Here is a 21264-nt window from a genome sequence, read left to right on the forward strand (position 1 = left end):
TTAATTCTTTAGTACTGATGGCAATATAGAGTACCTGTATGGGTTCGGGATATAAGTACATCTAAGTTCTAAACTCTTATCAAACGTGAGATGAATATATCGCTTAGATGTATATAATAATGGCATAAATTCAATTTTAAGTGCAAGTATGTACCTGGCTATAAGGAGAAACGTAAGCTACTTTTCAGCTTTTTCTTTCCACCCTTTAACCTGTTACGCTAATGAACCAACTCGACCAACGCACACATCATACTGAGGGGAGTCAAGCTTCGCGACTACGCCGGCTAGTGATCTTATCCTGTCTGTTGAGCCTCGGCGTAGCAGGGATTTCGTGTACCGACGATAATGGGGGTATCGGCTTTGAGCCGCGAGAAGGCGGCTCGCGGCCCACTGGACCTAATCGGCCCGTTCTGCCTGCCCTGGCCTCAGCCGAAACGGCTACCTTCATTGACCCCACGGCTACGATCACTGGGGCTAAGTATATCCTGCTGGGCAGGCAAATCTATATCGGGCCCTTCGCGCGCCTGCTGGCCGATGAGAATAGTAGTCAGGAAAGCACCACAAAGCCGGAGGTTGACGATATACAAATTCGCATTGAAGATGAAACCAACGTCCAAGACAACGTAACCATCTACGCCCATGTGGAGCGCAGCGCAGCCGATCAGCAAAAAGTAAAGAGCTTGCTGTTGCACGGTGTAGAAATTGGGGAACGGGTTATTCTAGCGCATGGCTCGTCGGTGAAGGGGCCTGCTCAGATTGGGATTGAGGGTACCGATATCGATGCCAATCCGGACGATGATCAGGAGGTGTTTCTCAGCTTTGGCTCGGAGGTCGATGGCGCTATCTTAGAGAAAAATACGGGTATTTCGGCCTTGGGACGCGTCGGCCCAGGAGTGCGCTTGCGTAGCGGTTTCATTGTGCTGCCTGGCAAAAACGTAACGACCCAACAAGAAGCGGATAACCCGGCCTTGGGCAAAGTGCGGCTCATTGTAGAGGCCGACGTGGAGTTTAACGAAGGTGTGCTGGAAGTTAATGTTGCCTTCGCGCGGGAGTACACTAAGCTGTACCGCGACAATCCTTCCTATGTGCGGGGCATCAACTATGACCCCGGTAATACAGCCTTTAATCCCGAGCGCGACTTGCCGCATTTGGCTGGGCAGGAAACCAGGGTTCCAGGCTTTCGCAACCGCATTATTGGGGAAGTAGAACTCGACAATACCTTGCCGGAACTGTTACGGGTAATGGGCAACGAAATTTCAATTCGGGCTGATGAAGGCGAGCCTTTTGTAATCGGTAAAATTGCAAGTATGGATAACAAGGTTATTTTTCATGCCCTAGAAGAGACTCCTATTCAAACTGGGGACAACGTGAGCTACGGCGAACAGGCCATTGTGCACGGCGGTGGTCGGCGCCCCTTACTCGGCGGTGGTGATAATGAGCCGACGATTATCGAGGATGACGTGAAGCTGAAGCGTCAGGCGGTCGTGTTTCGCTCCCTTATCGGCCAAGGGGCTACCATTGGTGAGAAAAGTGCCATCGTGAATACCGATGTGGCCCCTGGTACCATTATTCAAGACCGGGTGATTTATATCAATAATACTCTGTTTGGGCAAGTAGAGTGGTAAGTGACATGAGCCAACGCCCACAACTAATAAAGTGTTTGAACGTCTGGCTCCCCGTTAGGAGCCAGACTTTTTTTGCGCTTTTACTCCTGAGTGGGGTAGGATGTCAAGAGTCGGCCCCCACGCAGCCGGAAGAGCCGCGAGTGCTAGGCTCGCCCGTTACTGGTATCACCACTAAATTAGAAGATGAGGTAACGTCACTACCTGGGGGACAAATTGCGTGGTCAACCTTCTGGAAATTGTGTTGGCACCCCTATCCAGGTGCTCGGAACTACCAGCTGCAAGTCTTCACGAGCGAAGGCGCCTCCCCAAGGCTGCGGCCGCAAGCGACGCCCTGCTACCGCCTGCAAATTGCTGCCGGGTACAATGCGCAAACCCAAGGGTTACTTAATCGAGATAAGCTAATTAGCTTGCAGATGGGGCAGCTATCCTATAAAATTCGGGCGGTGCTAGCAGATAATACCGTTAGCGAGTGGTCGCCCGTCGTTGGGCTCTATGAGGCGTCTCCGTCTGCCTTGAGTGGCCAGCGCAGTTCGGACACAAGTACTAGCAAATGAACCTGTCAGCTACAGGTTGAAGGGGCAAAATTTTACCCTGGCGCTAAATGTGTTCTCTTTATTTATTTCCGTTAGGCATGTGGAATCGAAGCTGAGAAAGCATCAAGGTAAGTGTTGTACCAGACTACTTATGCCATGAACTACCACTATCTATTCCTAACAGCTGCGTTATTAGGCAGCGTATCAGCTGCAGCCCAAACTGCGCCCACCCAAGTGCCAGCCGATACTGCCGCGGACGCTTCCCGGCCGCCACAACAAACCGCCGTAGTGCAATTACCCTGGTGGCTACCCACCGCCGCACAGTGCGCCGACATTCGGGCTTTGGAGACTATTGAAGCCCCCGACCAAGCCGCTCGCCGCGAAAAACGAATGCAGCATCAAAGCAAAAAGCTAAGCAGGAAGTATCCGCAGGCAACGGAATAGAAAGTACGCGTCAGTAAGAGCAAAATGCGGCCTAGACGCGCAAGTACGTCTACCTTATAATAGGGAATTCCAGCCAAGCATTCGGTAAGGAAACACAGGAGAAAACCGATTAACCGTCTGCCCATGAATGGCTTGAATTCAACCAATAAAATCAGAAAAATTTGGTGCAAACTTGTTTTCCTGCCTGCCTTCCCCCACCTTTGGGCAGCTAAACGGCTACTTCCTTCATGCGCCCGGCCTCCAACCGCTATTACTTCACCTCCTGTTTTTTCTACGCCACCGCGTAGAACCGAGGCCGCTTGCTCCACACCAACCCTGACAAACCAAGCGCCCCGGACCACCGAGAGGCGCTTTTTTTATCTTCTGAGTATTTTCCGATCATGCAGTTCTCCGCTTCTTTCTATTACGGCTTCTATTATTTCTTCTACCGGGAGAAACGAGGAGTCTTTTATACTGCTTAATCTGAAAGAAGCAACGAAAAAGGCCCTCTGCACCCCAGGGGGCTTTTTTTATAACAAAATTTCATACTTCACCTCATGACGCCAACCATTGCCATTCAGGGTTTTGCTGGCAGCTTCCACCAGCTGGCCGCTTACCAGTACTTCGGCCCCCAGACGGCCGTGACGCCCTGCGCCACCTTTGCTGAGGTGGTGCGGCAGGTGGCGCGCGGCACCGCTACGGGCGGCGTTATGGCCATTGAAAATTCCATTGCCGGCAGCATTCTGCCCAACTACAACCTGCTTCAGCAGTCGGAGCTGCAAGTGACGGGGGAGGTGTACCTGCCCGTTCGCCAGCACCTGCTGCTGCTGCCCGGCCAGACGCTGGCCGACGTCCGGGAGGTGCACTCCCACCCGATGGCCCTGCTTCAGTGCGCCGATTTTTTGAACCAGCACCCCGACTGGAAGCTGGTGGAAACCGAGGATACCGCCCTGAGTGCCCAGCGCATCCGGGAAGGCCACCTGACGGGCATCGCCGCCGTGGCGGGCCAGGCCGCCGCCGAGCTGTTTGATCTGGAAATAGGCGTCGCTGATATCCAGTCGGTGCCGGAAAACTACACGCGCTTTCTCATCATCAATACCCCCGAAACTGCCCCCCAGCCGGCCGCGGCCACCAAAGCGTCGGTATATTTCCACACGGCCCACGCCAAAGGCAGCCTGGCGCGAGTGCTCAACCAGATTGCCGCCCACGACTTGAACCTGTCCAAACTACAGTCGTTTCCGCAGCCCGGCCGCGCCTGGCAGTACTTCTTCCACGCCGACCTGGAGTTCGACCACGCCGACCAGTTTCACGCGGTACTCCAGGAGCTGAAGCCACTCACCGAGGATTTGCGCGTGCTGGGGCTGTACCAAAAAGGCAAAGTTTAAACTAAAGACCTAAGAGGCAAGACTTAAGACCACTGTTCCTGTAATCGTTCGTCTCCCCCTTCGCCGCTTAATACGCGGAATCCTAGGAGAGGGGACCGGGGGGTGAGGCTAATCGTTAAACATCTATTCCTATGAACATCTCCACCGCCGACCGCCTCCAGCACACAGGAGAATATTATTTCTCCCAGAAGTTGCGCGAAATCGAAGCCATGAACCAGGCCGGCGTGGCCGTCATCAACCTGGGTATCGGCAGTCCCGATTTGCCACCGCATCCCAGCGTAATTGAAGCGCTAAACACGACGGCCGAGCAGCCGAATACCCACGCTTACCAGGGCTACCAGGGCAGCCCGGCGCTGCGCCAGGCCATAGCGGACTGGTACCAGCTTTCTTATCAGGTGGAGCTTAACCCAGCCAATGAAATCCTGCCGCTGCTGGGTTCCAAGGAAGGCATTATGCACATCAGCATGACGTTTTTGCAAGCCGGCGACGAGGTGCTGATACCCAATCCGGGCTACCCCGCTTACCGGGCCGCCGCCCAACTCAGCGGCGCTACGCCCGTGGACTACGACCTGACCGCCGCCACCCACTGGCAGCCCGACCTGGAGGCCCTGGCCCGGCGCGACCTGAGCCGGGTAAAGCTCATGTGGCTCAACTACCCCCATATGCCCACCGGTGCCCCCGCCGATAGGGCGGTGCTACAACGCCTGGTGGCTTTTGCCGCCGAGCACCACATTCTACTGGTTCATGATAACCCGTACAGCTTCATTCTCAACGACAACCCGCAGAGCCTGCTGGCCGTGCCGGGGGCGCGGGACGTAGCCCTGGAGCTGAACTCACTGAGCAAATCGCACAACATGGCCGGCTGGCGCGTTGGGATGCTGGTGGGCCGGGCTGAGTGGCTGCAACAGGTGCTGCGTTTCAAGAGCAACCTCGACTCGGGCATGTTTCTGCCGGTGCAGCGTGGGGCCATTGCCGCGCTGGGACTGGGGGCCGATTGGTTTGAGCAGCTCAACGCCACCTACCAGGCCCGCCGCGAGCAGGTTTTCAACCTGCTCACCACCATCGGCTGTACCTTCGACCGGCAGCAGACGGGTTTGTTCGTCTGGGGGGCAATTCCGGCCGGCTACGCCGACGGCTACGCCCTCAGCGACGAGCTGCTGCACCAGGCCAAGGTATTTATCACGCCGGGGGGCATTTTTGGCAGTAACGGCAACGACTTTATTCGGGTGAGCTTATGCCAGTCCGAAAGCGTGCTGACTGCCGCCCTCGAACGCATTATCACAGCGCGATCTTCCGCTCCTGTTTCCAGCACGATGTAGAGACGCAACATTTTGCGTCTCTACATCCTTCAAATAAACACATGATAGTCACCGTAATTGGTATCGGTTTAATTGGCGGCTCCCTGGCCTTGAGCCTTAGGGAAGCCGGCTTGGCTACCCACGTCATCGGCGTCGACCAAAGCTTTGAAAACCAAACGAAAGCCCTAGCCCTGGGGCTGGTCGATGAAATAGCCGACCTCGCGTCCGCCATCAGCCGCGCCGACCTGATCGTGCTGGCCGTGCCCATGGATGCCATGCTCACGCTGCTGCCGCTGCTGCTGGACGGAGTTGGTGATCATCAGATAGTTATCGACGCGGGCTCGACCAAGCAAAGGCTTTTAGCCACCGTGGAGCAGCACCCACGCCGGGCCCGCTTCGTGGCCGTGCATCCGATGGCGGGCACCGAGTACTCGGGGCCGGAGGCGGCGGTGCCGGGCTTGTTTGAGGGCAAAACGCTGGTCATCTGCGACGCCGAGCACAGCGACCCGGCCGCCGTAACTCGTGTGGGGGGCATTTTTGAGCAAATCGGGATGCGGCTGGTGTACATGGGCGGGGCCGCTCATGATCTGCACACGGCCTACGTTTCGCATATCTCCCACATCACCTCTTTTGCCCTGGCTCTCACCGTGCTGAACAAGGAAAAAGAGGAGCAGCAGATCTTCGACCTGGCCAGCGGCGGCTTTGAGTCGACGGTGCGCCTGGCCAAAAGCTCGCCGGAAACGTGGGTGCCCATTTTCCGCCAAAACCGCCTCAACGTGCTCGACGTGCTCACCGAGCATCTGCGCCAGCTTCAGCATATGAAAGACGTGCTGGAGCAGGAAGACTACCCCGCCTTTCACCAGCTCATCGAACAAGCCAACCTCATTCGTAAAATTCTGAAATAATGGAACAGACGCCAGCCGAAATCGCCTCCGTGGCCGCCCTCACCCGCAAAAAGCCCCTGCTCATCTCCGGCCCGTGCAGCGCCGAAACCGAGGAGCAGCTCCTCGATACCTGCAACCAGCTGGCTCAGACCGGCCGCGTAGACATGCTGCGCGCCGGCATCTGGAAGCCCCGCACCAAGCCCGGCGGCTTCGAGGGCATCGGCACCAAGGGCTTGCCCTGGCTGCAAAAGGCCCGCGAGCAAACCGGCCTGCCCGTGATGGTAGAAGTGGCTACGCCCAAACACGTAGAGGACAGCCTGGCCTTCGAGATGGATGTGCTCTGGATCGGGGCGCGCACGACGGTGAACCCCTTTTCGGTGCAGGCCGTGGCCGACGCCCTGCGCGGCACCGACGTGCCGGTGTTCATCAAAAACCCGATTAACCCTGATGTGGAGCTGTGGGCCGGGGCCGTGGAGCGTCTGGCCAAAGCCGGCGTCAAGCAGATCGGCCTGATTCACCGCGGCTTTTCCAGCTACGGCAACATGGAATACCGCAATGCACCGCTCTGGCAGCTGCCCATCGAGATGAAGCGCCGGATGCCCGAGCTGCCCCTCATCTGCGACCCCAGCCACATCTGCGGCCGCCGCGATTTGCTCGCCGACGTGGCCCAGAAAGCCATCGACCTCGACTTCGATGGCCTGATGCTGGAGTCGCACCGCGACCCCGACCAGGCCTGGAGTGACGCCGCCCAGCAGGTAACGCCCACCAACCTGGTGGCCCTGCTTGACAGCCTCATCTGGCGCCACGAAACCACCGACCGCCAGGAATTCCTGACCGTGCTGGCCAAGCTGCGCGACCAGATCAACCACATCGACGACGAGATTATGCAGCTCATTAGCAGCCGCATGGCCGTAGCTGAGAAGATTGGTACCTACAAAAAGGAGAACGACATCACCATCCTGCAGCCTAACCGCTGGAACGAGATTCTGGAGCGCGGCGTGAACAAAGGCGCTAAGCTGGGCCTCACCCGCGATTTCATCCTCAAGTATTTCGACGCTATTCACCTAGAGTCCATCAACCGCCAAAACCGCGTGATGAACCCCCACGAGGACGTTAAATAACTGCTGGGGGGCTTTTTTTGATAATAAGTTTCGATAGAAACCCGAATAAGGGAATCATGCTCTGCATGACCGTATAGTGTTGTAAGGACCGACTACTTTTCAGGCGCGGCCTTGTTTAACCGATATTCACTCTATAAAAGCCCTCCTTGTTGGATAAGCGCGATTTTGATGCGGTGGTAGTCGGCTCCGGGCCGAATGGGCTGGCGGCGGCTATTACGCTCCAGCAGGCCGGGCTTTCGGTGCTTATTCTCGAAGCCAAGGATGTTATTGGCGGCGGCCTGCGCTCCGCCGAGCTTACGCTGCCCGGCTTCGTGCACGATATCGGGTCGGCCATTCACCCGCTGGCGGCCGAGTCGCCGTTTTTCAAAACCCTGCCCCTCGCCGAGCACGGCTTGCAGTTTATCACCCCGCCCGTGGCCGCCGCCCATCCGTTCGATACGGGTAGGGCCGCGACCTTGGATAACTCCTTGGAGGAAACGGCCCGCCGCCTCGGAGCCGATGAAAAGGCGTACCGGAGTCTGATCCAGCCCATTGTGCGCGATTGGCCAGTGCTGGCGCCCGCTATTCTGGGCCCGTTGCGCATTCCGAAACATCCGTTGGCTATGGCCCGGTTTGGCCTCGACGCCGTTACCTCGGCCACGTGGCTGGCGAAGCGCTTTCAGACGCTGGAGGCGCGGGGCTTGTGGGCCGGCATGGCCGCTCACGCCATTCAGCCGCTCACCAATGTCACCACCTCGGCCATCGGGCTGGTGCTGCTGGCCATGGGCCATGTGCGCGGCTGGCCGCTGCCGCAGGGTGGATCTCAGGCCATCGCGCGGGCGCTGGCCTCATATTTCAAGTCATTGGGGGGCAAAATCGAGACGGGCTTCCCCGTCAGCTCCCTCGACCAACTGCCCTCCAGCCACGCCGTATTGTTCGACGTCACGCCCCGGCAGCTGCTCCGGATCGCGGGGCATCGGTTTTCTTCGCTCTACCGCTGGCAACTGGAGCGCTACCGCTACGGTATGGGCGTATTTAAGATCGATTGGGCGTTGGATGGGCCCATTCCCTTCACGGCCCCCGAGTGCCGCGAGGCCGGCACCGTGCATCTGGGTAATTCTCTGGAAGAAATCACGGCCTCCGAGCAGCAGACCAGCGAGGGCCGCCATCCCGAGCGGCCCTTCGTGCTGCTGGCCCAGCAAAGCCTGTTCGACCCGACCAGGGCCCCCACCGGCCAGCACACGGCCTGGGCCTACTGCCATGTACCCAACGGCTCGCGGGTGGATATGACTACGGCCATCGAGGGGCAGGTGGAGCGGTTCGCGCCCGGCTTCCGCGACCGGATACTGGCCCGCCATACCTTCAATACCAGCCAGCTAGAGGGCTTTAACAGCAATCTGGTGGGCGGCGACATCAACGGCGGCCTGCTGAACGTGACCCAGCTTTTTACCCGCCCGGCCCTGCGCGCCTCCCCCTACCGCACCTCGGCCCAAGGCCTCTACATCTGCTCGTCCTCCACGCCGCCCGGCGGCGGCGTGCATGGCATGTGCGGGCACCACGCGGCCCGGCAGGCGTTGCACGACGTTTTTAAGTGCGAGCCAGCACCATTATTCACTCCCTAAATCGTAAGGATTCAGCCACCGCGCAGCGAATGACAAAAATGGCGGGTGCTAATAGCCACAAAAAAGCCCCCCGAGATGCTCAGGGAGCTTTTTATTGGTTGTTGAAAGAATTGGCAGAGAGGTTAGAAAGAAAAGTTTACTGAAGCTTTGATCACGCGGTTCTGGGCATCGAAACGGTCGTTTTTATCCAGCGAAGAAAGGCCGTAGTCGTAGCCGGCGCTCAGGCCCAGGCCGCTGTCGAACTGGTAGCCCACGCCCCCAACTACTCCAAAGTCCAGCTCACGGAATTGATTGCGCACATCGAAGTCCTGTTTGAAGGCGGAGAAGCCTAAAGCGCCTGCTTCCACCCGCACCTTGTTGCTCACCAAGTAAGAGGCCTGCGGTCCGGCATAGATGTAGAGGCCGCGCGTGAGGTAGGCCTTGGCCAGCACCGGCAAATCCAGGTAAGCCATGCGGGCGGTGGCCGTTACGCGGGTATTCAGGAAGTCGAATCGCTCAAAAGGGACGCGGCCCGCGAGCTGGGTGCCTTTTTCGGAGTAAATCAGGCCGGGCTCAATAGCGAAGTGAGAGCCCAGGGGTAAGGTGGCGTATAAGCCAGCATGAAAGCCGGGCCGCATCTCCCGCGTCACGGCGCCATTGGTCAGCTCGGCTACATCGAGCACGGATTGCACGGCGTCACCCGACCAGTCGGCCACGTTGACGCCCGCCCGGAGGCCAAAGCGCACTCCTTGACTAGGAGGAGCCAGGGTAGTGGTAGTAGAGTATTGCTTCGGACGGGGCGCTAAAGGGGCATTATAGGGCTGCCGAACCTGAGCTTGCGCCCCGAAGCCGGTGGAAAAGAGAAGAGCAAGCGCGGCCAGGCGACCGCAAAGACGCAGATTTTTCATATCCGGAAAAAAGGAAAGAGGGAGAGACGAAACGCTGCTAATCGCTATGTGCACTTCGGAATAGCTGAGCGGTGCAAAGAATTATTGCAAAACCGTGCCAACCATGGTGTTACGCAATAATCGCTACTCTAGCATTCTGATTTATAGCTAATTAAAAATCAGATTAAGTACATGCAGTCTCAGCTATACTTCTTGGACTGGTGCCAAAAATTATCGGTAAAGTGATTTGAGCCTGCGGGTCTTATCTACCTGGGCAACTTCAACCAAACGGCAATTTGCTCCCTGGCCTACTCCTGCGGAGTGGACTGGAGCAGCTGGTCTATAACCGCGAATACTCTGTTATTGGCTGGAAGCGCCTGCACCATAAACCCCCGCGCCAACACGAATTGATTGTGGGCCTGGGGGGCATTTTTCTGCTCCAGATACAGGTGGCCCAAGTACAGGCGCAGGTAGCCCTGCACGAGCGGCTCCTGAGTGGGCGTCGCGGCTTGCTCAGTGAAGAAGGTCGTGAGAGTTGTCGCCTGGTCATTCTTCAGGTACAGATCCAGCAGTTCACCGTAAGTCGATTCTTCCTTGGGCGCAAGCTGGAAAAACTGGTTTGTCAGGCGGACTACTTCGGGTTGGTTGCGGCCTTTCAGGGCGGCCAGCAGCTTGAGCCGCGTAGTAGCCAGGTCGGCGACGGGCGCCGGCTCGGCGGTAGATATTTCCGTGGGAGCGGCTGCCTTCGGCTCTGGGCGGGTAGCAGCTTTGCGGTCTGTGGGCTTCTTCGCAGCAGCAGGCTTAAGCGCCGACTTAGGAGCGCGTTTTATTTGCTCCTCAATATCGGCCAGCATGTAGGCCGCATCGGATTTGAATTGCTCATCCTGATACAGATTCAGGGCCAGGCGCACCTCGTCGCGAGCATTTTCCAGCTGTTTGAGTTCTAATAGAGAGTAAGCCAAATGATAATGCGCGTCGGGGAAATCCTTTTTGAGCTGAATAGAGCGCTTAAAAGGGCCCACGGCCTGGGCAAAATTGCCGAGGCGCTCGTGGGCGTAGCCCAGGGCATAATACGAGAGATAATCGCCGTAGCCGCGCAGGTGGGCCACTTCATAATGCCGGACCATGAGGGCAAACAGCCGGTCTTCGCCCTTCGCTTTCTCGGCGCAGTCGCACTGCTGGGCACTGTAATAGTAGTCGCCTAGGGCTTTATCCAACTTGTAGTTGGTGGGGTTGCGGCGCTTGAGGTTGAGCAAGGCCGTCTCGATAGGAAAGCGGTAAGCCGAGTCGTAGGAGCGCTGGGCGCGCATCTGCTCCAGCGACTCCAGCAACGTCAGGTCTTTAAGCGAAAAACTCTCGTAGTCGCGGGTGGTGATGTAGTACGACAGGGCGATTTCCTGTTTGCGCATGACCACTGCCGGGCGGGTATTCTGGCGGTCAAACTTTTGGAGCAGCGCAAAGGCTGAGCTGTATTTGCGCTGGGCTAGCAGGTCGTTGGCCTGCTTTAACGCGGTCGTTTCGGCTTTGTCAGTCTGGGCCGAGGCGGCAGTTAGGGTCAGCAGGAAAGCGAGAAAAAACGAGAAGACGGAACGCATGAACAGAGGGGGATAAATGAATGCGGCAGTGAAGCCCCGCCGAAGATACCGGGTTGAGAAATAATCCTGACTTTCGCTAACGTTTTACTGTTCCTGTTTATGCTGTCGTACGCTTTACTCAAGCCCCTGATTCAGCTGGGGCTGCGCGTTTTTTTTCGCCGGATTGAAGTACGCCACCGCAAGCGGCTGCAAACTCCGGGGCCGCTTATCATCGCTGCCAATCACCCCAACACGCTCATGGACCCGCTGGTAGTGGCGGCTAATCGGCGCGAATCGGTGGCTTTTTTGGCGAAGAGTACTTTTTTCAAGGGCGCGTTTATGAAATGGCTGATGGCCCAGACCAACTCTATCCCCATCTACCGCCGCCAAGACCAGGATGCCGAGGGCGACGGCCCTGTGGCCCAGGTAAGCGCCGAGGAGCTGGCCCGGCGCAATGAGGCCACCTTTGGCCGCAGCTACGACTACCTCGACCAGGGCGGCACCATCATGATTTTCCCGGAAGGAACCAGCGTGACGGAGCGCCGCTTGCGCCCTCTTAAAACCGGTGCCGCCCGCATCGCCCTGGGCGCTGCGGCGCGCCACGACTTTAAACGCGAAGTGCAGATTTTGCCGGTGGGCATTAATTATTTCGACCCCAGCCGGTTTCGCTCCGACGTGCTGCTCAACGTGGCCATGCCCATTCGGGTAGCCGACTACGCGGCCCTGTACGCCCGCGACCCCATCGCCGCCGCCGATGAGCTGACCGAAGAAATTCGGCGGCGGCTGGAGGAAAATCTGGTGATTACCCGCGACGCGGCCGAAGACGAGCTGGTGCAGCAAGTAGAGCGCACATTTGGCGAACACCTTGCCCCCGACGATGAGGAAACGCTGTATGATAACTTCGAGCTCAGCCGCAACCTGTCGGAGGCCATTATCTACTTCGAAAAACACGACCCCGCCCGCCTGCAGGAAGTGCGGGAGAAGCTGAACGAGTACATGCGTGAGCTGCGCGCTTTGCGCCTCACAGATGAGTCGCTGGAGTCGGGTAACAAAGGCGAGCGGTGGCTCCGGGGGGCAAAAACGGCGTTGAAGCTGGCGCTGGGCTTCCCGGTGTATGTTTATGGAGTGATAAATAACTATCTGCCCTACCGGATTCCGGCCGTAGTAGCCCAGCGCGCAACGAAAGAGGTGGAGTTTGTGGCCCCTATTCTCATGGTGACGGGCATGGTTACCTTCAGCCTTGCCTACGCCGCCCAGCTTGCCCTCGTGCAGCATTTCGGCCAGAACTGGCGCCTTACTACGTTCTACGCCCTGAGCTTACCAATTACCGGATTTTACGCGCTCTATTATTGGAATAACCTGCAAGCGCGGCGCCAACGCCTGCGCGTGCTGCGCCTGTTCCGGCAGCATCGCCCGGCGGTGGAGAAGCTGTTGCGCCAGCGGGCGGCTATCGTTCGCTTATTAGGAGATGCTCGAACAGCGTATCTGGCTGGTAGTGAGTTGTAATCCGAAGCTCCCGCTTGGGGAGTCGTTGAACAATACGGTTGGTTAGGAGCATTTTCCACAACCATTCTAACGACTCCCCAAGTAGGAGCTTGGGGTTACAGTCAGTGTGCCCATCAAAACGCGAATTTGCCCCCTACACCCAATGTCAGCACATCTGTCACCTTTAACCCCGATAGATTAGTGGCGAGGCTTACCACGTACAAGTCATTAGTACCCAGTTCATAGTACAATGACACCTCTCGGGGCTGGCCGTTTGACGAAGGCTTCAGCTGGCGCGCGACCCGCCCGCCCACAAAGGCCCCGAAGCGCACCGTTGACGACCACCAGTAATAGCCGTCATAATATTTCTCGTCGCGGGAGCGGTTCAGGGTGCGCGAGGGAGTATAGTTCACCAACCCACCAAAGGACAGCGGATGCAGCCGCCACGCTGCGTTGCGCAGCGGAATCGTGTAAGGCGTGTAGGTCGTTTTGAAGGTGAAAATTCCCAGGGCTTCGCGCCCCGCGTAGCGCCGGGGCACGTAGCCGGCCAGCGCATCAACCTCCAGCCTTTTCCGAAACAGGCCGTAGCCCACGCCGCCGCTGACCATGCCAATGCCGCCCGCCGCTTGCAGCACCGCGTGCTGGGGCACGTACCAGCGCCGCACCAGCCTTGTCGGTGCAGCCGTGCCGGCTGGCACCTGGGCCGTCGCGGGCAGCGCTGTTATCATCGAGCTAAAAAAGCCCCCCAGAAGTAGAAAAATACGCATAGCTAAAAAGCGACTTTTTCGAGCTTAAACTGATCGGTGCCCCACGCGGTCAGAATTACGAACTGGCGCTTCTCAAAGGCGAAGGAGTTGATGTAGGTCACGCCGTCCGCGTATGGCTCGCCGATGCTGAAGCTGGTAGCGTGACCATTGAGGTGAAAGAGCAGGCACGGGGCCTGAGCCAGTGCCTCGGTGAAAGGCTTTATGAGGGCAGGGTCAAAGTCTTCGTTGGTCGGCGGCACATGGCAGACTACGATCTGGCGGCGCACGCCCACGGTATCTGCTAGTTGTTGCCGCAGCCAGCCAATATCGGGCACACGGCCATTGAAGCCATACTCGCGGCTGTTGGTATCAATAAAAATGAAGCGGGTGCGGTCGTAGGTAAAGGTGTAGTTCAGGGGGCCAAATATCTGCTGATACGCCTGCCGGCCGTTGGCTACCTGGTCGTGGTTGCCGATAACCGTCAGGTAAGGCACGTTCAGGTGGCGCAGGCGGTCATTTATCCACTGCATTTCGCGGCGCAGACCAAAGTCGGATATATCGCCGGCTACAAAGAGGACTGAGATACCGCGCTGACGGTTTACGCTCTCTACCAGCGGGCCCACTTCATCATAAAAGCGTTGAGAATCGCCGGTAAACACAAAGCGCAGCGTGTCGCCGCCAGTAGGCTTTGGCTGGGCCAGCAGACGCTGAAGATTTTTGGCCGTCAGGTCGCGCTCGGCGGCGGGGGCGCGCACGTCGTTAGGGCTGAATTCGAACAGCTCACAGCCAGTGAGCAGGAGGGCAAGAGCAGCGGAGAGAACAGCTGGGCGAGCAAAAGGCAGCATAGTAAAGTTCATATAATCACTATTTATTAAGTGATATTGGATAAAGCTTTTCGCCAAAAGACCAGACCCTCATGCTTCACGCTGCTCAGTATAGCCTTTATCACACACTAACACTTACTCATCCAGATACTCGTGCACAAACTTGATAGCCATGCTACCTTCGCCCACGGCCGACGCTACGCGCGCCATGGCTCCTACCCGAGTGTCGCCGGCGGCAAAAATGCCCGGCACGCAGGTTTCCAGCAGATACGGCTCCCGGTCGCGCTTCCAGGCGGCGGCAAAGCGGGGGTCAGAGACTAAGTCGCGGCCCGTCAGCATGAAGCCGCGCTTGTCGCAGAGAATAATGTCCTGCACCCATTCGGTGCTGGGCTTGGCACCGATAAATACGAATAGGGCTCGGGCTGGCCGCCTCTCTTGCTGCCCGTTATTCGTAATAATGACTTCTTCCAGATGATCTTGTCCGCATACTTCCTTCACTTCCGCAAAGGACAGAATCTCAATGTTTTCAGTCTGCCCGATCTGCTCAATCAGATACGCCGACATGGAAGCCGCCAAGGATTCGCCCCGAATTAGAATAAACACGCGGCGCGCATAGGTGGCCAGATACATGGCCGCCTGTCCGGCGGAGTTGCCGCCGCCCACGATGTACACGTCCTGCTGGTCGCAGGAGCGGGCCTCGGTACGGGCCGCGCCGTAGTACACGCCGGCCCCGCTCAGATGATGCTCGCCGGGCACGTTCAGGGTGCGGTAGCTTACGCCCGTGGCCAACACTACGGCGCGGGTGCGGACCTCGCTGCCGTCGGCCAGGGTCAGTACCTTGTATTCATCCTGCACGCAGAGGCTGGTGACTTCCTGGGGGGCTAATAATTCGGCTCCCAAACGAACCGCTTGGGCCCAGGCCCGATGGGCCAGCTCAGCCCCGCTCAAGCCCGTAGGGAAGCCCAGGTAATTCTCGATGCGCGAGCTGCTGCCCGCCTGGCCGCCGGGTGACCCGCGCTCAATAACCAGGGTCTTCAAGCCTTCGGAAGCACCGTACACTGCCGAGGCCATGCCCGCCGGTCCGGCCCCAATCACGACTACATCATAGAGCTCTGCCGTAGCTTTTTGGGCTAAGCCTATTTTGAGCGCTACCGCCGCCCGCTCGGGCCGGGCCAGGACCGAGCCGTCTTCGAATATGACTACTGGCAAGTCCGCTGGCGTGAAGCCGGTGCTTTGCAACAGAGTTTCGGCCTCGGTAGTAGCTTCAAAATCCAGCCACTGATAGGCTACCATATAGCCGGCCAGAAAGTCCTTCAGTTCGTGGGAAAGCGGCGACCATTGAAACCCAATCAGCCGCAGGCCCTGAAAGCGCGGCTTATATTTGGCCTGCCAGGCGGCCAGCAAATCGTGCAGGGTAGGATAAAGCAGATCCTGCGGTGGGTCCCAGGGCTTAAGCAGATAATAGTCGAGGTAGGCATTGTTGATGGCCCGAATGGCCGCCTCCGTGTCGGCGTAGGCTGTGAGCAGCACCCGCTTGGCATCCGGAAAAATGCCGCGGGCTTTTTCGAGCAGCTCCACACCTTCCATTCCGGGCATGCGCTGGTCGGCTAGCAGCAGGGCCAGCGGCTCGGCGCGAGTGGTCAGCTCACCCAGAATTTCCAGCGCTTCTGCCCCCGAGCTGGCGCGCAGTACCCGGTAGTCGCGGCGAAACTCGCTCCGCAAATCCCGGTCGATGGCACTGAGTACTTGTGGGTCATCATCGACGACGAGAAGAACTGGTTTTTTCATAGCGGTACGTAGGCCTAAAAGAGTGCGATTAAAATGATAGACGTAGCAACGATTCACTTGCTTGAAAATGAATTGCCTTACCTAAACGGCAGTAGGAGCAGGCGGTGTGGTCCTACGACTTTTTCTGTCGTAGGACCACTATTCGTTGCTGCTGTTGTTTAGCGCTTGGGTCGTTCCACGATAGTGGTCCTACGATAGAAAAAGTCGTAGGACCACTTGGAAAAAGCCCCCCAGACCTTACGTTAGGGCCGGTAGCCACACGCTAAACTCGGTGTGGCCCGGCACCGACTCTACTTCCAGGCGACCATTGTGGCTGCGCACGATGCGCTGGGCAATGTCCAGGCCCAGACCGGAGCCGGAGCCGGCCTGCTTGGTGGTAAAAAAGGGTTCGAAAATATGAGTCAGCACCTCGGGCGCGATGCCGGAGCCATTGTCGATGATAGCCACGCGCACGAAGCCGCTTTGCAGGTGGGTGCGCACGGTAATCTCGCCCCCGGCCTGCACGGCGTCGATGGCATTGTCGAGCAGATTGGTCCACACCTGGTTCAGGCTGCTGACCTGCCCGCGCACCAGCGGAAGCTGGGGGGCAAAATCGCGGGTAAGCCGAATCTTTTTGTCGCGGAGCTGGTGGCCCAGCATGGTCAGGGTGCTTTCCAGGCCACTGTGTACGTCGAGCGGGGTGCGGTCGGTGGCGCGGTCCATGTGGGAGTAGGTTTTCACGCTGGCTACCAGCGTGCTGATGCGGTTGCCTGCTTCCTGCACGTCCCGGATCAGGCGCTGGGTGGTCAGCTGGCCCTCCAGCCAGGCCAAAGCGGACGGCAGAGCGGCCTTGGGCAGGTCGGCGGCCACGGGAGCTACTATGTCCTTCGTCACACCGGCCTCCAGCAGCCCGGCCGCCAGGCGGTAGCCATCGGCCACTCCTTGTTCTTCAAGCCAGTCGGCCAGATCATCCTCATAGTCAGCACACTCCAGCGCCGACATGGGTTTCTCCGACTGCGTTGTTTCCGTGGCCAGTAACGTCAGCACCTTCAGGGCGTCGGGGTTGGGGCAATGCTGGAGCAGGTCCAGCAGCTGCGTAGGCTTGGCTTTGGCTAGATCATTAAGCGCCTGCGCGGCGCGGGCAATGGCGGCGGCGGGGTTGTTCAGCTCGTGCGCCAGGCCCGCCGAGAGCTTGCCCAGAGCGCGCAGCTTGTCGTCGCGCTCCTGCCCGCGGGCCTCGTCGCGGGCCCGATCGCTCATCAGGGCGACCAGGCGCTGGGTCAGCTCCGGGCTTGTGCGCTCCAGCTCCGGAAACAGGTCGCGGTGCAGGGCATAGATAACCAATGGGGCCGTGGCTATGCCGTAGCCGCTAATGACGCGCAGGCGCGAATACGGCAGCACCCCGCTTATTTGCCCTGTCTCGACGCGGAATATCGGCTCCCGATTACCGTTGCGCAGGGCAAAAAACTGCATTTCACCCCGTAGTACCGCTATCATGTACTCGGCCTGGTCGCCGGCATTGAACACGGTTTCCTCGGCCGCGTATTCGCGCCGCTCGCCGTGCGCCAGCAGCCAGTTTATGGTTTCGGGGGGCAAATCGGCAAACACCGGAACAGCGGCCAGGTCGGCGGAGGTGAGGCTAGCCATAACAGGAAGAAGGACGGGGAGAAAAATCGTTTACTAACAAGCAAGGCTTGGGTTGAGTTTAAGAGACCCATGCACGACCGGCGGGGGGCTTTTTAGCCAGCTGGCTCACCTAAGAACTTGAGGGTCTGATTTTTTCAGAAGCCCCTGAAAGCAAGTTAACATAACCTCGGCTTTTGCATCGGGGAAAGCCGACCATACCCAGGCCAGCCGGCCCCGCGCAATTCCCGTTCTTACCAAACTTTTCCTTTCCGCTGAGCATTCTATAGGTTCACCTGACCTGACTTCATGGCCAAAATTAAAACCCTCTATTTCTGTCAAAAATGCGGTGCTCAATCCGCCAAGTGGATTGGCCGTTGCCCCTCCTGCGGGGAGTGGAACACCTACGTAGAGGAAGTAGTCGAAAAAGAAAATAATCAGTCTACTGGCTCCTGGAAGCCCCCCACGGCGTCGCCGGGGGCCAAAACCAGCGCCAAGCCCCGCCCCATCGGCGAGATTCACTACGAAGAAGAGGCCCGCATCGACACCCACGACGGCGAGCTGAACCGTGTGCTTGGTGGTGGCCTTGTGCCTGGCTCCCTGGTACTCATCGGGGGCGAGCCCGGTATTGGCAAAAGCACACTTATGTTGCAGATTGCCATGAGCTTGCGCCAGCTTAAAGTGCTCTACATCTCAGGCGAGGAAAGCGAGCAGCAAATCAAGATGCGGGCCGAGCGCCTCGGCGACCAGTACCCCGGCTGCTACATCCTGACCGAAACCAACACCCAGAACATCTTCCGCCAGATCGATCAGTTGCAGCCTAACGTAGTTGTGGTCGATTCCATCCAGACCCTGCAATCGGGCTTAGTGGAGTCGGGCGCAGGGTCGGTGTCGCAGGTGCGTGAGTGCACGGCTGAGCTGCTCAAGTATGCCAAGGAAACCGGCGTGCCCGTGCTGCTCATCGGCCATATCACCAAGGACGGCTCCATTGCCGGCCCCAAGATTCTGGAGCACATGGTCGATACCGTGCTGCAGTTTGAGGGCGACCGGCACCTGAGCTACCGTATTCTGCGTACCATCAAAAACCGCTTCGGCTCCACCTCCGAGCTGGGTATTTATGAAATGCAGGGCGCGGGCTTACGTCAGGTGTCCAACCCCTCCGAAATCCTGCTCAGTCAGCGCACCGAAACGCTCAGCGGCATTGCCATTGGCGCCACGCTGGAAGGAAACCGGCCGCTGCTGGTGGAAGTGCAGGCCCTGGTAAGCCCCGCCACCTACGGCACGCCCCAGCGCAGCAGCACCGGCTTCGACTCCAAGCGTCTGCAAATGCTGCTGGCCGTGCTCGAAAAGCGCAGCGGTCTGCGGCTGGGCCAGCACGACGTATTTCTGAATATTGCCGGCGGTCTGCGCCTCGAAGACCCGGCTCTGGACCTGGCCGTATGCGCGGCCGTTGTTTCCTCGCTCAATGACATCCCGCTTAGCGGCGAAACCTGCCTGGCGGCTGAAGTAGGGCTGAGCGGGGAAATTCGGGCCGTTAGCCGTCTCGACCAGCGCCTGTCGGAGTCGGAAAAGCTGGGATTTCAGGAAATGTACATTTCGCAGTTTAACGCCCGTGGTCTGGACCTGGGTCGTTTTGGTATTCGGGTGCACCCGGTAGGAAGGCTGGATGAAGTGTTAACGGGGTTGTTTGGGTAAAAATTTAGGCATGTTTATCGCTGGTAATGGACGGCTCCTTGCTACCACTATTCCGGTAAAATACCTTTTTGTCTCGTTCAATGCGGCTAAGAGACCTCTTACGCGTGTCAGCTCCCCCATTTCGAACTTTTACCCTAATAAGCCGTTACGAAAAAGTAAATCACATTATTGTACTTTATAGGTTTTTATGCCTTATCTTTGGGTTAAGAATTGTCTTTTACTGAGAACATACTGAATTGATCTACTCAATCAGCCACTAGTCTTTAGCTAATTATTCACCACGGATCATCCGTGCTGTCGATTGCCTACCGCATGAATTCTGCTTCGAAAAAATCGCCTTTCCGTTTTCTTGTTGGTCTGCTGACCGTTGCACTGTTGGCTCCCGCTATAAGTCGGGCCCAGGGCACCGTTGTGCTGACCGGCAAGGTAAGCAACCACAAGACCGATACTATTGCCGTCTCTTTTCGTGAGCATCCGCTCGACCCGAAGGAGCATATCACCTACGCGCGCCTCGATAGTAAGGGGGAGTTTCGACTGGCGGTGGCCGTGCCCGGCCCCACTCGCGCTGACCTGGTGTACGGCGACGACGTAGCGGACCTGTTTCTGGAGCCTGGCAACGCGATTGAGGTACGCTTCAAAAGCAACGACCTAGCCTCCAGTATTAAGTTTAAGGGTCTTGGCTCAGCGGCCAGCAGCTATCTGGTGGAGTTGGATGAGCAGTTTATCGAGAACGATGGCTTTCAGGTGCTGCCCGATAACATCATGCTTTACGAGTCAGGCTTCTTGTCTTTTCTGGATTATCGCCGCAAAGCCGAGCAGAAGTTTCTGGACGGCTACGCGCAGGATAATCAAGTATCAGCCGCTTTCAAGGCCTACGCCCAGGCTGAGATTGACTACAGCTACGCCAACGACCGCTTGACCTTCCAGGACCTGCGTGAGCAGGTGGTGGCCACCGAAGGCCGTCTGAAAATGACGCCGGAGTATTACAGCTTCCTCAACGACGCCAAGCTCATCGCCAACCCTGGTGCCGCTCAAAGTGAGCAGCATCAGGAGTTTTTGCTGAACTACATCCATTACACCGCAGTGGCGGCTAACCATCATCGCGCCGACCCCGATTTTTATTGGGTGTGCTACGAGTTGGCCAAAAAGCAGCTCACTGGCCCGGCAAAGCCTTTGGTTATGGGCCGCATTCTGCAGGAGTCGTTCCGGTTTGGGCATGTGAAGCAGTCGGCGGCCATGCTGGCGGATTTTCGCGACGTAGATCCTAAAAACGAGTTCTATCCGCTATTGCAGCGCGATTTTGAAACTCATAAAGCCTTCGCTATTGGTGCGCCCGCGCCCGATTTTAAGCTTGTAAACGTGAAGGGCGATACGGTATCGTTGCGCGACTTCGCCGGGAAGCTGGTGTACCTGAACTTCTGGCGCACTACCAGCGGTTTGAGCCTGCGCGATTTACCTTACGCTCAGGACCTGGCGCGTAAGTTTGAAGGCAAAAACATCGTTTTTCTCAATATTGCTCTCGACGAAAATGACCCAGCCTGGAAGCAGCTTGTTGTGAGCAAAAAGCTGCCGGGCGTGCATGTGCGGGCCGCTGGGGGGCTGCGCTCTGCTTTGGCCCGCGCCTATGCCTTGCAGGAAGTACCCACGTATTTTTTGTTGGCCGAAGACGGCTCCTTCCTGAATACCAAACCTAAGCGACTAAGCAGCCACGCCGCCATCGACGAGATCAAAGAGTCGTTCGGGAAGGCTTCTACTTACACCAGCGCTCTGCCCGTAACAACAGAAAAATAACAGAAAACAACCTAAAAAAGCCA

16 protein-coding genes are annotated in these 21264 nt (G+C 57.8%); 10 read left to right on the forward strand and 6 right to left on the reverse strand.

Translation table 11 applies throughout. From position 1 onward, the window contains the following. The first annotated feature begins 287 nt into the window (after nt 1–287). The 7 genes from B9A24_RS02300 (at nt 288) to B9A24_RS02335 (ending at nt 8870) form a co-directional block, all read left to right on the forward strand. On the forward strand, nt 288–1625 hold the full coding sequence (locus tag B9A24_RS02300) for an LbetaH domain-containing protein (protein ID WP_159451918.1): 1338 nt from the start codon (nt 288–290) through the stop codon (nt 1623–1625). A 689-nt stretch (nt 1626–2314) separates the two neighbouring features. Further along, on the forward strand, nt 2315–2602 hold the full coding sequence (locus B9A24_RS02310; RefSeq protein WP_084443558.1) for a hypothetical protein: 288 nt from the start codon (nt 2315–2317) through the stop codon (nt 2600–2602). A gap of 536 nt (nt 2603–3138) precedes the next feature. Then, nucleotides 3139–3966, forward strand: a complete 828-nt coding sequence (locus B9A24_RS02315) for a prephenate dehydratase (RefSeq protein ID WP_084443559.1) — start codon at nt 3139–3141, stop codon at nt 3964–3966. A 131-nt stretch (nt 3967–4097) separates the two neighbouring features. Further along, nucleotides 4098–5285 (forward strand): pyridoxal phosphate-dependent aminotransferase, encoded by a 1188-nt coding sequence (locus B9A24_RS02320; RefSeq protein ID WP_084443560.1) that lies wholly within the window; start codon nt 4098–4100, stop codon nt 5283–5285. 41 nt (nt 5286–5326) lie between these two features. After that, entirely contained in the window at nt 5327–6169 is an 843-nt protein-coding gene (locus B9A24_RS02325; protein WP_084443561.1) for a prephenate dehydrogenase, read from the forward strand. After that, a complete protein-coding gene (locus tag B9A24_RS02330) occupies nt 6169–7269 on the forward strand; it encodes a chorismate mutase (protein WP_084443562.1) in 1101 nt (366 codons plus the stop codon). Before B9A24_RS02325 ends, B9A24_RS02330 begins: the two co-directional genes overlap by 1 nt. Before the next feature lie 149 nt (nt 7270–7418). Next, entirely contained in the window at nt 7419–8870 is a 1452-nt protein-coding gene (locus tag B9A24_RS02335) for a phytoene desaturase family protein (protein ID WP_084443572.1), read from the forward strand. A gap of 122 nt (nt 8871–8992) precedes the next feature. Here the strand turns inward: B9A24_RS02335 and B9A24_RS02340 are convergent, their stop codons facing one another. Next, on the reverse strand, nt 8993–9757 hold the full coding sequence (locus tag B9A24_RS02340) for a porin family protein (RefSeq protein WP_084443563.1): 765 nt from the start codon (nt 9755–9757) through the stop codon (nt 8993–8995). 287 nt (nt 9758–10044) lie between these two features. Continuing rightward, nucleotides 10045–11331, reverse strand: coding sequence for a tetratricopeptide repeat protein (locus tag B9A24_RS02345; protein ID WP_084443564.1), 1287 nt, complete (start codon nt 11329–11331; stop codon nt 10045–10047). A 99-nt stretch (nt 11332–11430) separates the two neighbouring features. Between B9A24_RS02345 and B9A24_RS02350 the strand changes: the two genes are divergently transcribed. Then, a complete protein-coding gene (locus B9A24_RS02350; protein ID WP_084443565.1) occupies nt 11431–12816 on the forward strand; it encodes a lysophospholipid acyltransferase family protein in 1386 nt (461 codons plus the stop codon). Between the two features lie 113 nt (nt 12817–12929). Here B9A24_RS02350 and B9A24_RS02355 read toward each other — a convergent pair whose 3' ends face one another. The 4 genes from B9A24_RS02355 to B9A24_RS02370 form a co-directional block, all read right to left on the reverse strand. Then, complete coding sequence (locus B9A24_RS02355; protein ID WP_084443566.1) at nt 12930–13562, reverse strand: hypothetical protein; 633 nt, start codon at nt 13560–13562, stop codon at nt 12930–12932. Nucleotides 13563–13564: 2 nt separating this feature from the next. Continuing rightward, nucleotides 13565–14398, reverse strand: coding sequence for a metallophosphoesterase family protein (locus tag B9A24_RS02360; RefSeq protein ID WP_084443567.1), 834 nt, complete (start codon nt 14396–14398; stop codon nt 13565–13567). Between the two features lie 102 nt (nt 14399–14500). Beyond that, nucleotides 14501–16153, reverse strand: coding sequence for an NAD(P)/FAD-dependent oxidoreductase (locus tag B9A24_RS02365; RefSeq protein ID WP_084443568.1), 1653 nt, complete (start codon nt 16151–16153; stop codon nt 14501–14503). 237 nt (nt 16154–16390) lie between these two features. Continuing rightward, complete coding sequence (locus B9A24_RS02370; protein ID WP_084443569.1) at nt 16391–17779, reverse strand: sensor histidine kinase; 1389 nt, start codon at nt 17777–17779, stop codon at nt 16391–16393. A 285-nt stretch (nt 17780–18064) separates the two neighbouring features. Between B9A24_RS02370 and radA the strand changes: the two genes are divergently transcribed. Together radA and B9A24_RS02380 are read left to right on the forward strand one after the other, a co-directional pair. Next, a complete protein-coding gene (radA, locus tag B9A24_RS02375; RefSeq protein WP_084443570.1) occupies nt 18065–19450 on the forward strand; it encodes a DNA repair protein RadA in 1386 nt (461 codons plus the stop codon). A 312-nt stretch (nt 19451–19762) separates the two neighbouring features. Beyond that, nucleotides 19763–21241, forward strand: a complete 1479-nt coding sequence (locus B9A24_RS02380) for a TlpA family protein disulfide reductase (RefSeq protein WP_143434719.1) — start codon at nt 19763–19765, stop codon at nt 21239–21241. The last annotated feature ends 23 nt before the right edge of the window (nt 21242–21264 follow it).

This window comes from Hymenobacter roseosalivarius DSM 11622 (genome assembly GCF_900176135.1).
GTDB lineage: Bacteria > Bacteroidota > Bacteroidia > Cytophagales > Hymenobacteraceae > Hymenobacter > Hymenobacter roseosalivarius.

Coding starts and splice junctions, on each gene's coding strand:
- B9A24_RS02310 (WP_084443558.1), top strand. CDS start 2,315: ATGAACTACCACTATCTATTCCTAACAGCTGCGTTATTAGGCAGCGTA.
- B9A24_RS02315 (WP_084443559.1), top strand. CDS start 3,139: ATGACGCCAACCATTGCCATTCAGGGTTTTGCTGGCAGCTTCCACCAG.
- B9A24_RS02320 (WP_084443560.1), top strand. CDS start 4,098: ATGAACATCTCCACCGCCGACCGCCTCCAGCACACAGGAGAATATTAT.
- B9A24_RS02325 (WP_084443561.1), top strand. CDS start 5,327: ATGATAGTCACCGTAATTGGTATCGGTTTAATTGGCGGCTCCCTGGCC.
- B9A24_RS02330 (WP_084443562.1), top strand. CDS start 6,169: ATGGAACAGACGCCAGCCGAAATCGCCTCCGTGGCCGCCCTCACCCGC.
- B9A24_RS02340 (WP_084443563.1), bottom strand. CDS start 9,757: ATGAAAAATCTGCGTCTTTGCGGTCGCCTGGCCGCGCTTGCTCTTCTC.
- B9A24_RS02345 (WP_084443564.1), bottom strand. CDS start 11,331: ATGCGTTCCGTCTTCTCGTTTTTTCTCGCTTTCCTGCTGACCCTAACT.
- B9A24_RS02350 (WP_084443565.1), top strand. CDS start 11,431: ATGCTGTCGTACGCTTTACTCAAGCCCCTGATTCAGCTGGGGCTGCGC.
- B9A24_RS02355 (WP_084443566.1), bottom strand. CDS start 13,562: ATGCGTATTTTTCTACTTCTGGGGGGCTTTTTTAGCTCGATGATAACA.
- B9A24_RS02360 (WP_084443567.1), bottom strand. CDS start 14,398: ATGAACTTTACTATGCTGCCTTTTGCTCGCCCAGCTGTTCTCTCCGCT.
- B9A24_RS02365 (WP_084443568.1), bottom strand. CDS start 16,153: ATGAAAAAACCAGTTCTTCTCGTCGTCGATGATGACCCACAAGTACTC.
- B9A24_RS02370 (WP_084443569.1), bottom strand. CDS start 17,779: ATGGCTAGCCTCACCTCCGCCGACCTGGCCGCTGTTCCGGTGTTTGCC.
- radA (WP_084443570.1), top strand. CDS start 18,065: ATGGCCAAAATTAAAACCCTCTATTTCTGTCAAAAATGCGGTGCTCAA.
- B9A24_RS02380 (WP_143434719.1), top strand. CDS start 19,763: ATGAATTCTGCTTCGAAAAAATCGCCTTTCCGTTTTCTTGTTGGTCTG.